We start from the raw sequence: 13,623 nt of genomic DNA, 5'->3' as shown, positions 1-13,623 counted from the left end.
CGCCCCCGCCTCACCGCGGTGACGACCGAGCGTAGTCAGGCCGCTTCGCCGGTCGCAAGGCATCCACGACGATCTTCTCCGAGCGGGCGACAGTAGCGATGGCCTGCTCCTTCTCCAGCGTCTGCACCACACCGCCGGGGATGTTGAGCGCGGGTTCCAGGTCCTGCGGCTTGCCGATCACCTCGAAGCGGTACGGCGCGCCGACCTTTCGTCCGTCCACCTGGATGCCGCCGTCGCTGTCGGAGAAGTACGTGTCCGCGACCACCCTGACGTCATTGATCTGGATCGCTTCCGCGCCTGCCGCCCGCAGTTCCTGGATCGCGTCCAGCAGCATGTCGGCCTCGACCGTGGAGTGCGGGTCCGTGATCGTCAGCGTGATCCCGGGCCCCTGCGCCGCCACCGTGCCGGCCAGTACACCGAGCTGACGTTCCTTCTCCAGCGTCTGCTTGCGGGCCTCTTCCGCCTGGTCCGAACTGTTCTCCAGTTCCGTCTTCTGGTCGTCGAGCTTCTGCTTCTCGTCCTCGAGCCGCTGCGTACGATCGTCCAGTTCGTCCAGGATGCGCACCAGGTCCTCCTGGCGCGCTCCCCGCAGCGCGCTGTCGTCGCTGTTCGACCTGACCTGGATCGCGAGCCCGAGCCCGAGCACGAACAGCAGCAGCGCGACGACGAGTTGCGCCCGCGTGACGCGCGGCGGCCACAGACCCGCGATCAATCGCTGACGCCCTGTCGAGGGCCGCTGCGCCACCGGCTCCTGAGCCCGCACTTCCTCTTCGCCCTGCTGGGGGCCGTCTTCTGTACTCATCTGCCTCACGCCCGGAACACGTGACGGCGAATCGCCGCCGCGTTGGAGAAGATCCGGATGCCGAACACCACGACCACACCCGTGGACAGCTGTGCGCCGACGCCCAACTTGTCCCCCAGGAACACGATCAACGCCGCCACCACGACGTTCGACAGGAAGGACACCACGAAGACCTTGTCGACGAAAATTCCGTCAAGCATGGCCCGCAGACCACCGAAGACCGCGTCGAGAGCCGCGACGACGGCGATCGGCAGGTACGGCTCGACGACCGCCGGCACCTCGGGCCGGACCAACAGTCCGACCACGACTCCCACGACGAGGCCCAGTACGGCGATCACGATGTGCCCTTCCCTGTGTTGGCCACGCCTTTCCCGGCGCCCCGGCCAGCGGCTCTGCTGTACGTATGATCAGGCTCGGCGCGGCAGGAAGCCGGACCTCGTCCTGAGCGGAAATGCTTGTCCTGATGCCGTAGTCCTCCTGCAGCACATGCAGGTACTGACCATCGGCACTGTTCTGGAAATCGGTACTCAACCGCCGCCCGTCCCCCACCGCCAGCACCGTGTACGGAGGCACCAGCGGTCTGTTGTCGACCAGTATGGCGTCGCCGGCGGCGCGGATCGCCGACAGCGAGGTCAGTCGCTGCCCGTTGATGGCCACCGCCTCGGCGCCCGAGGACCACAGACCATTGACGACCCTCTGCATGTCCCGGTCCCGCAGCCGGCCCGTGTCGGAGAAGCTCGTGCTCCCCCGAGGACCGCCGCCGCCCTGGTCGGTGTCCTTGGCATCGTCCACGACGAGCTTCACGCCCGGGCCCTGCAGAGCCGTCGCTCCGGACAGCAGAGTGACCGGCCCGCCTTGGTCACCACCGTGTTCCTGAAGTGCCTTCCGCTGCCGTTCTCCCACATCGGCCCGGAGCTTTTCGACGTTCCGCTCCAGCTCGTCGGCCGCGGAGGTCTCCGCCTCGACACGGTCGATGAGCTCTTCACGTTCCTTCGCGACGACCGGTGCCGCGATCCGCGCCTGTGTGGCACCAACGGTGACGACCAGCGCCGCCAGCACCAGGCCTGCGGCCAGCCCGAGCTTCGCGCGCAGCGTGCGTGGCATGCCCGCGCTGCCGTCGGCTCTCCTGCGGGCCGCCGCCTCCGCGTATCCGTCGTCGAGGCTGTGGTCCATCACATTCGTCAGCAGTGACATGGACGCGTCGGGGCGCGGAGGTGGAGGAGAGCTGCTCCGATCAGGGGACTGCTGCGACATGCCGCACATCGTCGCACGTCGGAGCTGTTACCGCCGAATGGCCCCACCGGTGTGCCGGACGGCGTGCCGGACGGTGTGTGACAACCCCGTCCGGCACACCGGTCACACCTCAGTGACCTGCGCTGTCCACGACCGCGGACCACTCGTCGAGCAACGCCTGGGCCGAATCGTCATCAGGCCCCTCGGCCCACAGATGAGTGACAGCCTCCGCCGGATCGGGCAGCACCATCACCCATCGGCCGTCCGCCTCGACCACGCGTACACCGTCGGTCGTGTCCACGAACCGCTCTCCCGCGGCTTCGACCACACGGCGCATGACGAGGCCCTTCACCGCCCATGGGGTGGCCAGGTCCCGTCGCAGCACATGGGCTCGCGGTATCCGCGCGTCGATCTGGCTCAGCGTGAGCTGGGTTCGGGCCACCAGCCCGATCAGCCGCACGAAGGCGGCGGAGCCGTCGAAGACGCTGCTGAACTCGGGAACGATGAAGCCGCCACGCCCGTCGCCACCGAAGATGGTGGACTCTTCACGGCCCACTCGTGTCAGGTCGTCCGGTGACGTGGTCGTCCAGTCCACCTGCGTTCCGTGGTACGCCGCGACCTGTTCGGCGATCCTCGTGGTGGTCACGGGCAGCGCGACCCGCCCACTGCGACGTTCAGCTGCGACCAGATCGAGCATCACCAGAAGCGCCCGGTCGTCCTCGATGATCCGTCCGCGCTCGTCGACGAGCGACAAGCGCTCACCCACCGGGTCGAACCGCACTCCGAAAGCGGCCCGCGCCGAAGCGACGATCTCACCGAGCCGCACAAGGCCGGAACGGCGAGAGTCCGCTGTCTCTGTCGGCCTGGACTCGTCGAGTCCGGGATTGATGGTCAGCGCGTCGACCCCGAGCCGTCCCAGCAAGCTCGGCAGCACAAGACCGGCACTTCCGTTGGAAGCGTCGACGACGACCTTGAGCCCCGATTCGGCGATACCCGTGACATCCAGGTTCCGCAACAACGACCCGGTATAGGAGTCGAAGACACTGGCCGGGAAGTGCAGGTCCCCGATCTCACCGGGAAAGGCCCGCCGGTACTCCTGCCGGGCAAACACCCGGTCGAGCTTGCGCTGTCCGGCCTGCGACAGGTCCGCGCCACGCTCGTCGAAGAACATGATGTCGACGGAGTCCGGCACACCCGGAGTCGTACGGATCATGATTCCGCCGGCGCTGCCACGCGCCGTCTGCTGACGCGCCACCGGCAGCGGCACATTCTCCAGATCGCGTACGTCGATGGCGCTCGCCTGAAGCGCCGAGATCACCGCCCGCTTCAGCGCACGCGCACCGCGTGAGTGGTCACGCGCGGTGGTGACCGTCGCGCCCTTCTTGAGCGTGGTGGCATAGGCCCCCGCGAGGCGCACCGCCAGCTCGGGGGTGATCTCCACGTTCAGGATGCCAGAGACACCGCGCGCTCCGAAGAGATGTGCCTGCCCTCGCGACTCCCAGATCACCGAGGTATTGACGAAGGCGCCGGCCTCGATGGTCTTGAACGGGTAGACCCGCACATTGCCCTGAACAATCGATTCCTCACCGACGAGGCACTCGTCCCCGATGACGGCGCCGTCCTCGATCCGCGCGGCCCGCATGATGTCGGTGTTCTTTCCGATCACACAGCCGCGCAGGTTGCTGTGCTGACCGATGTAGACGTTGTCGTGCACGACGGCCCGATGGAGGAACGCCCCGCTCTTGACGACGACATTGGACCCCACGACCGTGTGTTCCCGGAGTTCCACGCCGGCCTCGACCTTGGCGTAGTCACCGATGTAGAGCGGTCCCCGCAGCACGGCGTCCGGGTGCACTTCGGCACCCTCCGCCACCCAGACTCCGGGAGAGATCTCGAACCCGTCGAGATCTACATCGACCTTGCCCTCCAGGACATCGGCCTGGGCCTTGACGTAGCTCTCGTGCGTGCCCACGTCCTCCCAGTAGCCCTCGGCGACGTAGCCGTAGACCGGCTTGCCCTCCTTCATCAGCTGAGGGAAGACGTCACCCGACCAGTCGACAGAGACGTCGGCCTCGACGTAGTCGAACACCTCGGGCTCCATGACATAAATGCCCGTATTCACGGTGTCCGAGAAGACCTGCCCCCATGTGGGCTTCTCCAGGAACCGTTCGACCTTCCCTTCCTCGTCCACGATCGTGATGCCGAACTCCAGAGGGTTCGGCACCCGGGTCAGGCACACCGTGACCAGTGCGCCCTTCTCCTTGTGGAATCTGATCAGGTCGGTGAGGTCGAAGTCGGTGAGGGCATCACCCGAAATGACAAGGAACGCATCGTCCTTCAATGCTTCCTCGGCATTCTTCACACTGCCTGCAGTGCCGAGTGGCTTCTCCTCATTGGCATAGGTGAGCTCCATACCAAGCTCTTCGCCGTCACCGAAGTAGTTCTTGACGAGCGAAGCCAGGAACTGCACGGTCACGACGGTCTCATTGAGCCCATGCCGCTTGAGCAGCCGTAGCACATGCTCCATGATCGGCCGATTGGCAACCGGCAGGAGCGGCTTGGGCATGCTCGAGGTCATGGGGCGAAGGCGAGTGCCCTCGCCACCAGCCATCACGACGGCCTTCATGTCGGAAAATTCCTCCTCGAAGAGACGGACGGTCTAGCCGACTTCGCCCAGCCGGGGCTGCCCGAGAGGCATCATGCACAGACAATCAGGCACTTGGGCTGCGCCGTAATCGGCAGGCTCAATCAGCCGCGGTCTCCGCCTTCACCAGTCGGCGGACCTGAACCACGTAGAGGATTCCTGCCCACCAATACAGGGTTGTACCCCATCCGGCGAACGCCCATCCGAAAATAGCAGCCAGTGACGGCAGCCACCCGTTTCCGTCACTGAGAAGCAGCAACGGGAACGCGTACATGAGGTTGAAGGTGGCGGCCTTCCCCAGGAAGTTGACCTGTGGCGGCGGATAGCCGTGCTTGCGAAGGACGCCCACCATCACCAGAAGCATCAGCTCACGGGCCAATAGGGCAGCGGTGAGCCACAGTGGCAGGATTTCGCGCCAAGTGAGGCCGAGCAGGGTGGAAAGGATGTACAGCCGGTCGGCAGCCGGGTCGAGCAGTCGCCCGAGCTTGCTGATCTGATTCCAGCGGCGGGCGAGCTTCCCGTCGAGATAGTCACTGATACCGCTGAGCATCAACACCAGCAATGCCCAGCCGTCGCTCTTGGGCCCACCGAACACGGGCAGGAGAATCAGCCACAGAAACAACGGCACGCCGACGAGGCGAGCCATGCTGAGGATGTTCGGGATGGTGAGCACCCGGTCCGTCTGAACGCGGGTCTCCTGGACCTCCACCCGGGGGCCTCCTGTGGAAACGTGCCAATGATGCTCCCTGACCTTACCCGCACCCACAGCCGGCAGATGCGGAGGGGTACAGACGGTTCAGGAACGCGGAAAGGCCCCGCACCAGAAGGTGCGGGGCTCTCCCACAAGAATTGTTCGGCGGTGTCCTACTCTCCCACAGGGTCCCCCCTGCAGTACCATCGGCGCTGAAAGGCTTAGCTTCCGGGTTCGGAATGTAACCGGGCGTTTCCCTAACGCTATGACCACCGAAACACTGTGAAGTTGAACCAACCGGACATGGGCACGGTTCGTTACTTCAGAACAAACACAGTGGACGCGAGCAACTGAGGACAAGCCCTCGGCCTATTAGTACCAGTCAGCTCCACCCGTTGCCGGGCTTCCACATCTGGCCTATCAACCCAGTCGTCTACTGGGAGCCTTAACCCCTCGAAGGGGGTGGGAACACTCATCTCGAAGCAGGCTTCCCGCTTAGATGCTTTCAGCGGTTATCCTTTCCGAACGTAGCCAACCAGCCATGCCCTTGGCAGGACAACTGGCACACCAGAGGTTCGTCCGTCCCGGTCCTCTCGTACTAGGGACAGCCCTTCTCAATATTCCTACGCGCGCAGAGGATAGGGACCGAACTGTCTCACGACGTTCTAAACCCAGCTCGCGTACCGCTTTAATGGGCGAACAGCCCAACCCTTGGGACCGACTCCAGCCCCAGGATGCGACGAGCCGACATCGAGGTGCCAAACCATCCCGTCGATATGGACTCTTGGGGAAGATCAGCCTGTTATCCCCGGGGTACCTTTTATCCGTTGAGCGACAGCGCTTCCACAAGCCACTGCCGGATCACTAGTCCCGACTTTCGTCCCTGCTCGACCCGTCGGTCTCACAGTCAAGCTCCCTTGTGCACTTACACTCAACACCTGATTGCCAACCAGGCTGAGGGAACCTTTGGGCGCCTCCGTTACTCTTTAGGAGGCAACCGCCCCAGTTAAACTACCCATCAGACACTGTCCCTGATCCGGATCACGGACCGAGGTTAGACATCCAGCACGACCAGAGTGGTATTTCAAGATTGACTCCACACACACTGGCGTGCATGCTTCAAAGTCTCCCACCTATCCTACACAAGCCGAACCGAACACCAATATCAAACTGTAGTAAAGGTCCCGGGGTCTTTCCGTCCTTCTGCGCGAAACGAGCATCTTTACTCGTAGTGCAATTTCACCGGGCCTATGGTTGAGACAGTCGAGAAGTCGTTACGCCATTCGTGCAGGTCGGAACTTACCCGACAAGGAATTTCGCTACCTTAGGATGGTTATAGTTACCACCGCCGTTTACTGGCGCTTAAGTTCTCAGCTTCGCAACCCTGAAAGGTCACTAACCGGTCCCCTTAACGTTCCAGCACCGGGCAGGCGTCAGTCCGTATACATCGCCTTACGGCTTCGCACGGACCTGTGTTTTTAGTAAACAGTCGCTTCTCGCTGGTCTCTGCGGCCACCCCCAGCTCGGAGTGCAAGACTCGTCACCGGTGATGGCCCCCCTTCTCCCGAAGTTACGGGGGCATTTTGCCGAGTTCCTTAACCATAGTTCACCCGAACGCCTCGGTATTCTCTACCTGACCACCTGAGTCGGTTTAGGGTACGGGCCGCCATGAAACTCGCTAGAGGCTTTTCTCGACAGCATAGGATCATCCACTTCACCACAATCGGCTCGGCATCAGGTCTCAGCCTTGATGAGGGACGGATTTGCCTACCCCTCGGCCTACACCCTTACCCCGGGACAACCACCGCCCGGGCTGGACTACCTTCCTGCGTCACCCCATCGCTTACCTACTACCACCTTGGGCCGGCGGCTCCACCACTTCCCTTTGCCCGAAGGCTCCGGGACGGCTTCACGGCCTTAGCATCAGAGGATTCGATACTGGGCGTTTCAAAGCGGGTACCGGAATATCAACCGGTTGTCCATCGACTACGCCTGTCGGCCTCGCCTTAGGTCCCGACTTACCCTGGGCAGATCAGCTTGACCCAGGAACCCTTAGTCAATCGGCGCACACGTTTCTCACGTGTGTATCGCTACTCATGCCTGCATTCTCACTCGTGTACCGTCCACCACTGCCTTCCGGCGCGGCTTCACCCGGCACACGACGCTCCCCTACCCATCCCAGCGGGCGTTGGCCCTTCATGCTGGAATGACACGACTTCGGCGGTACGCTTGAGCCCCGCTACATTGTCGGCGCGGAATCACTTGACCAGTGAGCTATTACGCACTCTTTCAAGGGTGGCTGCTTCTAAGCCAACCTCCTGGTTGTCTCTGCGACTCCACATCCTTTCCCACTTAGCGTACGCTTAGGGGCCTTAGTCGATGCTCTGGGCTGTTTCCCTCTCGACCATGGAGCTTATCCCCCACAGTCTCACTGCCGTGCTCTCACTTACCGGCATTCGGAGTTTGGCTAAGGTCAGTAACCCGGTAGGGCCCATCGCCTATCCAGTGCTCTACCTCCGGCAAGAAACACACGACGCTGCACCTAAATGCATTTCGGGGAGAACCAGCTATCACGGAGTTTGATTGGCCTTTCACCCCTAACCACAGGTCATCCCCAGGTTTTCAACCCTGGTGGGTTCGGTCCTCCACGAAGTCTTACCTCCGCTTCAACCTGCCCATGGCTAGATCACTCCGCTTCGGGTCTAGAGCGTGCAACTCAACCGCCCTGTTCGGACTCGCTTTCGCTACGGCTTCCCCACACGGGTTAACCTCGCTACACACCGCTAACTCGCAGGCTCATTCTTCAAAAGGCACGCAGTCACGACCGCATGTGCAAGCACATACAGCGACGCTCCCACGGCTTGTAGGCACACGGTTTCAGGTACTATTTCACTCCGCTCCCGCGGTACTTTTCACCATTCCCTCACGGTACTATCCGCTATCGGTCACCAGGGAATATTTAGGCTTAACGGGTGGTCCCGCCAGATTCACACGGGATTTCTCGGGCCCCGTGCTACTTGGGTGTTGCACAAGCAAGCCGTTGATGTTTCAGCTACGGGGGTCTTACCCTCTACGCCGGACCTTTCGCATGTCCTTCGCCTACACCAACGGTTTCTGACTCGCCCAACAGCCGGCAGACTGTTGAAGTGCAATCCCACAACCCCGCATGCGCAACCCCTGCCGGGTATCACACGCATACGGTTTGGCCTCATCCGGTTTCGCTCGCCACTACTCCCGGAATCACGGTTGTTTTCTCTTCCTGCGGGTACTGAGATGTTTCACTTCCCCGCGTTCCCTCCACGCACCCTATGTGTTCAGGTACGGGTGACAGCCCATGACGACTGCCGGGTTTCCCCATTCGGAAACCCCCGGATCAAAGCCTGGTTGACGGCTCCCCGGGGACTATCGTGGCCTCCCACGTCCTTCATCGGTTCCTGGTGCCAAGGCATCCACCGTGCGCCCTTAAAAACTTGGCCACAGATGCTCGCGTCCACTGTGCAGTTCTCAAGCAACGACCAGCCACCCATCACCCCACCCTTACAGGTGAGTGCACTGGGGCCGGCATCGCGAAGCCACAGACCAAACGGTCCGTGCCCTCAGACACCCAACAGCGTGCCCGACCCGATCCACCCGGCCTCACGTTCCACACCCCGAAGGGCAGTACTGGCAAACCTTGCGAACCGTGCCGAGTAGTCAACGTTCCACCCATGAGCAACCAGCACCGGACGTTCGCCGATGAACTGGCCCCTGGACCGGCAGAGCCGGCCTGGAAGTGCTCCTTAGAAAGGAGGTGATCCAGCCGCACCTTCCGGTACGGCTACCTTGTTACGACTTCGTCCCAATCGCCAGTCCCACCTTCGACAGCTCCCTCCCACAAGGGGTTGGGCCACCGGCTTCGGGTGTTACCGACTTTCGTGACGTGACGGGCGGTGTGTACAAGGCCCGGGAACGTATTCACCGCAGCAATGCTGATCTGCGATTACTAGCAACTCCGACTTCATGGGGTCGAGTTGCAGACCCCAATCCGAACTGAGACCGGCTTTTTGAGATTCGCTCCGCCTCGCGGCATCGCAGCTCATTGTACCGGCCATTGTAGCACGTGTGCAGCCCAAGACATAAGGGGCATGATGACTTGACGTCGTCCCCACCTTCCTCCGAGTTGACCCCGGCGGTCTCCTGTGAGTCCCCATCACCCCGAAGGGCATGCTGGCAACACAGGACAAGGGTTGCGCTCGTTGCGGGACTTAACCCAACATCTCACGACACGAGCTGACGACAGCCATGCACCACCTGTATACCGACCACAAGGGGGCACCCATCTCTGGATGTTTCCGGTATATGTCAAGCCTTGGTAAGGTTCTTCGCGTTGCGTCGAATTAAGCCACATGCTCCGCTGCTTGTGCGGGCCCCCGTCAATTCCTTTGAGTTTTAGCCTTGCGGCCGTACTCCCCAGGCGGGGAACTTAATGCGTTAGCTGCGGCACCGACGACGTGGAATGTCGCCAACACCTAGTTCCCAACGTTTACGGCGTGGACTACCAGGGTATCTAATCCTGTTCGCTCCCCACGCTTTCGCTCCTCAGCGTCAGTAATGGCCCAGAGATCCGCCTTCGCCACCGGTGTTCCTCCTGATATCTGCGCATTTCACCGCTACACCAGGAATTCCGATCTCCCCTACCACACTCTAGCCTGCCCGTATCGAATGCAGACCCGGGGTTAAGCCCCGGGCTTTCACATCCGACGCGACAGGCCGCCTACGAGCTCTTTACGCCCAATAATTCCGGACAACGCTTGCGCCCTACGTATTACCGCGGCTGCTGGCACGTAGTTAGCCGGCGCTTCTTCTGCAGGTACCGTCACTTGCGCTTCTTCCCTGCTGAAAGAGGTTTACAACCCGAAGGCCGTCATCCCTCACGCGGCGTCGCTGCATCAGGCTTTCGCCCATTGTGCAATATTCCCCACTGCTGCCTCCCGTAGGAGTCTGGGCCGTGTCTCAGTCCCAGTGTGGCCGGTCGCCCTCTCAGGCCGGCTACCCGTCGTCGCCTTGGTGGGCCACTACCCCACCAACAAGCTGATAGGCCGCGGGCTCATCCTTCACCGCCGGAGCTTTCAACCTCTCCGGATGCCCGAAGAAGTGTTATCCGGTATTAGACCCCGTTTCCAGGGCTTGTCCCGGAGTGAAGGGCAGATTGCCCACGTGTTACTCACCCGTTCGCCACTAATCCACCCCGAAGGGCTTCATCGTTCGACTTGCATGTGTTAAGCACGCCGCCAGCGTTCGTCCTGAGCCAGGATCAAACTCTCCATGAATGTTTTCCCGTGATCGGGACCACACATCACGAAAGAGCGGAACAGAACGGGCCGGAATAAGACCCGCTGTCCTCAGCGTCCTCGCTGTGATTCGCCCGGCCACCGCACGGGCGGCCGGGACTTCTTCAAAGGAACCTCGGCCCACCACAGGTGGGCCGGGGTATCAACATATCTGGCGTTGACTTTTGGCACGCTGTTGAGTTCTCAAGGAACGGACGCTTCCTTCGTACTCACCCTCGCGGGCTTTCCTCCGGGCTTTCGTTCGGCATTTCGTGTTCCCGACTCTATCAGACCCTTTCCGGTCCGACTTCCTCGGCACCTTCAAGTTCCCCGCTTCCGCGTTTCCCTTTCCGGCGATTCCGACTCTATCAGTGCTTTTCCGTTTCTCTTACCGTCGTTCCGCGAACATGCGGAATATCAGATTCGAGATAGGGTCTGGACTTGATGGAGGCTGCCGACCTGCGACCCACTCAAGGGTGGGTGCTGGTGTCAGGCAGGAGTACGAGACTACATCGCTCCGGTAGACGAGGCAAATCCTTCCGGTGCACCCCCTAGGTCCGCCAAGCGGTAGCTCTCATGCGGAACCGGGACTTCTCGTGACTTACCCTTCTGAACAGTACGCCGTCCTGGACAGGTAGTGACGGCGGCACACGAATCTCTCCGCCCCCTGGGAGGCCCCCATGACCAGCGTGACGTCGCCACTTGCTGGACGCGCCATCGGACTTGCCGCAGTCCCCGACCCGGTGTTCTCCGGTGCGATGGTCGGTCCCGGCACCGCCATCGACCCCGTACGTGAGCCGTCGGAGGCCGTGGCCCCCGTTGACGGTGTCATTGTCTCCCTGCACCCGCACGCCTTCGTAGTCGTCGACGCCGACGGGCACGGCGTTCTGACGCACCTGGGTATCGACACCGTGCAGCTCAATGGTGAAGGCTTCGAGCTGCTCGTGAACAAGGGGGACACGGTGACGCGCGGCCAGGCGGTCGTGCGGTGGAACCCGGCAGCCGTCGAAGAGGCCGGCAAGTCGCCTGTATGCCCTGTCGTGGCGCTCGAGGCCACGGCCGACTCTCTTGTCGACCTGGTCGAGGACGGCGACGTGAAGCCCGGCGACGCGCTTTTCAGCTGGCAGTGACGCCGACGCCGTGATAACGGCCGCGGGTACGACATCCATCGCGGTGGACGGGACAGGGTGCCGCCGCAACTATCGGAGACGGTGAAATGGAGACAACGCTGCGAGGCGTCGGCGTGAGCCACGGTGTGGCGATCGGCGAGGTTCGGCACATGGGCACGGCGGTTCTGGAGCCGCCGGCCAAGCAGATTCCCGCGGAGGAGGCGGAGCGCGAACAGGGGCGTGCCCGTCAGGCCGTGGAAGCTGTGGCTGCCGACCTGATTGCGCGCGGCAACCTGGCCGGCGGCGAGGCACAGCACGTGCTCGAGGCGCAGGCCATGATGGCGCAGGATCCCGAGCTCATGGCTGATGTGGACCGGCGCATCGCCGTCGGGAGTACGGCCGAGCGTGGCGTGTACGACGCCTTTGCCGCCTACCGGGCTCTGCTGGCGAATGCCGGTGAGTACCTGGCCGGCCGGGTCGCGGACCTGGACGACGTGCGGAATCGTATCGTCGCCCGTCTGCTGGGCGTGCCGATGCCGGGTGTCCCGGACAGTGACGAGCCCTACGTGCTGATCGCGCGGGATCTCGCTCCCGCCGACACGGCGCTGCTGGACCCCGCGCTGGTGCTCGGTTTCGTGACCGAAGAGGGCGGGCCGACCAGCCACAGTGCGATTCTGGCGCGTGCGCTGGGTGTGCCGGCCGTGGTGGCTCTGCCGGGCGCCGGCGAGCTGGCCGAGGGCACGGTCGTCGCGGTGGACGGCAGCACCGGCGAGATCTTTGTCGATCCGAGTGCGGAGAAGCGTGCCGAACTCGAGGCGGCTGCCGCTGCTCGCAGGGCGGCCTTGTCGGCTTCTACTGGGCCTGGTGCGACGTCCGACGGCCACAAGGTACCGCTGCTCGCCAACATCGGCGGTCCCGCCGATGTGCCGGCCGCGGTCGAGGCCGGCGCTGAGGGCGTGGGTCTGTTCCGTACGGAGTTCCTCTTCCTCGACGACAGCAAGCAGGCGCCGTCGGAGGAGAAGCAGGTCGAGGCGTACCGCAAGGTTCTCGAGGCCTTCCCCGAGGGCCGCGTGGTCGTGCGGGTGCTGGACGCGGGCGCGGACAAGCCGCTCGATTTCCTGACACCGGCCGAGGAGCCGAACCCGGCGCTCGGTGTGCGGGGCCTGCGGTCTCTGCTCGACCACCCGGACGTGCTGCGTACGCAGCTGACCGCGCTGGCGAAGGCCGTCGAGGGCCTGCCGGTGTACCTGGAGGTCATGGCGCCGATGGTCGCGGACCGTACGGACGCCAAGGCGTTCGCGGACGCGTGCCGGGCGGCCGGGCTGCAAGCGAAGTTCGGCGCGATGGTCGAGATTCCGTCCGCCGCACTGCGGGCGCGCTCGATTCTCCAGGAGGTCGAATTCCTCTCGCTGGGGACGAACGACCTGGCGCAGTACACCTTCGCCGCTGACCGACAGGTCGGTGCGGTGTCGCGGCTCCAGGACCCGTGGCAGCCGGCGCTGCTCGACCTGGTGGCGGCCTCGGCCGACGCCGCGAAGGCCGAGGGCAAGAGCTGTGGCGTGTGTGGTGAGGCTGCGGCCGATCCGCTGCTCGCCTGTGTCCTGACCGGTCTGGGCGTGACCTCCTTGTCGATGGGCGCGAAGGCCATTCCTTATGTCCGCGCGACGCTGGCGAAGCACACGCTCGCCCAGTGCGAGCGTGCTGCTGCGGCGGCGCGTGCCACGGACACCGCCGACGAGGCGCGGGCGGCCGCGCAGGCGGTGCTGTCCGGCGAGTGACCGGACGGTCTTTGTGTGGATCCGAGGGCTCCCGGCCGAAACGGCCGGGAGCCCTCG

At 63.3% G+C, this 13,623-nt stretch carries 6 protein-coding genes, 3 rRNA genes and 1 pseudogene; 2 read left to right on the top strand and 8 right to left on the bottom strand.

Features of this window, described 5'->3' with window-relative positions; translation table 11 throughout:
- Positions 1 to 10 precede the first annotated feature (10 nt).
- The 8 genes and pseudogenes from BN1555_RS27970 to BN1555_RS27935 all read right to left on the bottom strand — a co-directional run bounded on the left by BN1555_RS27970 (position 11) and on the right by BN1555_RS27935 (position 10,679).
- Complete coding sequence (locus BN1555_RS27970; protein ID WP_093801952.1) at positions 11 to 802, bottom strand: DUF881 domain-containing protein; 792 nt, start codon at positions 800 to 802, stop codon at positions 11 to 13.
- 5 nt (positions 803 to 807) lie between these two features.
- Positions 808 to 1,140, bottom strand: a complete 333-nt coding sequence (locus tag BN1555_RS27965) for a small basic family protein (protein WP_023543062.1) — start codon at positions 1,138 to 1,140, stop codon at positions 808 to 810.
- Positions 1,137 to 2,056 (bottom strand): annotated as a pseudogene (locus BN1555_RS27960) (DUF881 domain-containing protein). The gene BN1555_RS27965 and the pseudogene BN1555_RS27960 overlap by 4 nt, the downstream one beginning before the upstream one ends.
- Positions 2,057 to 2,165: 109 nt before the next feature.
- Positions 2,166 to 4,661 (bottom strand): mannose-1-phosphate guanyltransferase, encoded by a 2,496-nt coding sequence (locus tag BN1555_RS27955; RefSeq protein ID WP_093801951.1) that lies wholly within the window; start codon positions 4,659 to 4,661, stop codon positions 2,166 to 2,168.
- 118 nt (positions 4,662 to 4,779) lie between these two features.
- The gene (locus BN1555_RS27950) at positions 4,780 to 5,388 is read right to left on the bottom strand and encodes a cardiolipin synthase ClsA (protein WP_093801950.1); all 609 of its coding nucleotides are present in this window, start codon (positions 5,386 to 5,388) and stop codon (positions 4,780 to 4,782) included.
- Positions 5,389 to 5,530: 142 nt separating this feature from the next.
- Positions 5,531 to 5,647 (bottom strand): 5S ribosomal RNA (gene rrf / locus BN1555_RS27945).
- Positions 5,648 to 5,722: 75 nt separating this feature from the next.
- Positions 5,723 to 8,846, bottom strand: a 23S ribosomal RNA gene (locus BN1555_RS27940).
- A gap of 307 nt (positions 8,847 to 9,153) precedes the next feature.
- A 16S ribosomal RNA gene (locus tag BN1555_RS27935) occupies positions 9,154 to 10,679 on the bottom strand.
- Together the 16S, 23S and 5S rRNA genes form the textbook arrangement of a ribosomal RNA operon.
- A 680-nt stretch (positions 10,680 to 11,359) precedes the next feature.
- Here BN1555_RS27935 and BN1555_RS27925 point away from each other — a divergent pair.
- Entirely contained in the window at positions 11,360 to 11,809 is a 450-nt protein-coding gene (locus BN1555_RS27925) for a PTS sugar transporter subunit IIA (protein WP_093801949.1), read from the top strand.
- 86 nt (positions 11,810 to 11,895) lie between these two features.
- Positions 11,896 to 13,566, top strand: coding sequence for a phosphoenolpyruvate--protein phosphotransferase (gene ptsP, locus BN1555_RS27920; protein WP_093801948.1), 1,671 nt, complete (start codon positions 11,896 to 11,898; stop codon positions 13,564 to 13,566).
- Positions 13,567 to 13,623: the final 57 nt, after the last annotated feature.

This window comes from Streptomyces sp. Wb2n-11 (assembly GCF_001049855.1).
In the GTDB taxonomy this organism is placed as follows: domain Bacteria; phylum Actinomycetota; class Actinomycetes; order Streptomycetales; family Streptomycetaceae; genus Streptomyces; species Streptomyces altiplanensis.
This window is presented reverse-complemented; position numbering and strand designations above follow the sequence as displayed.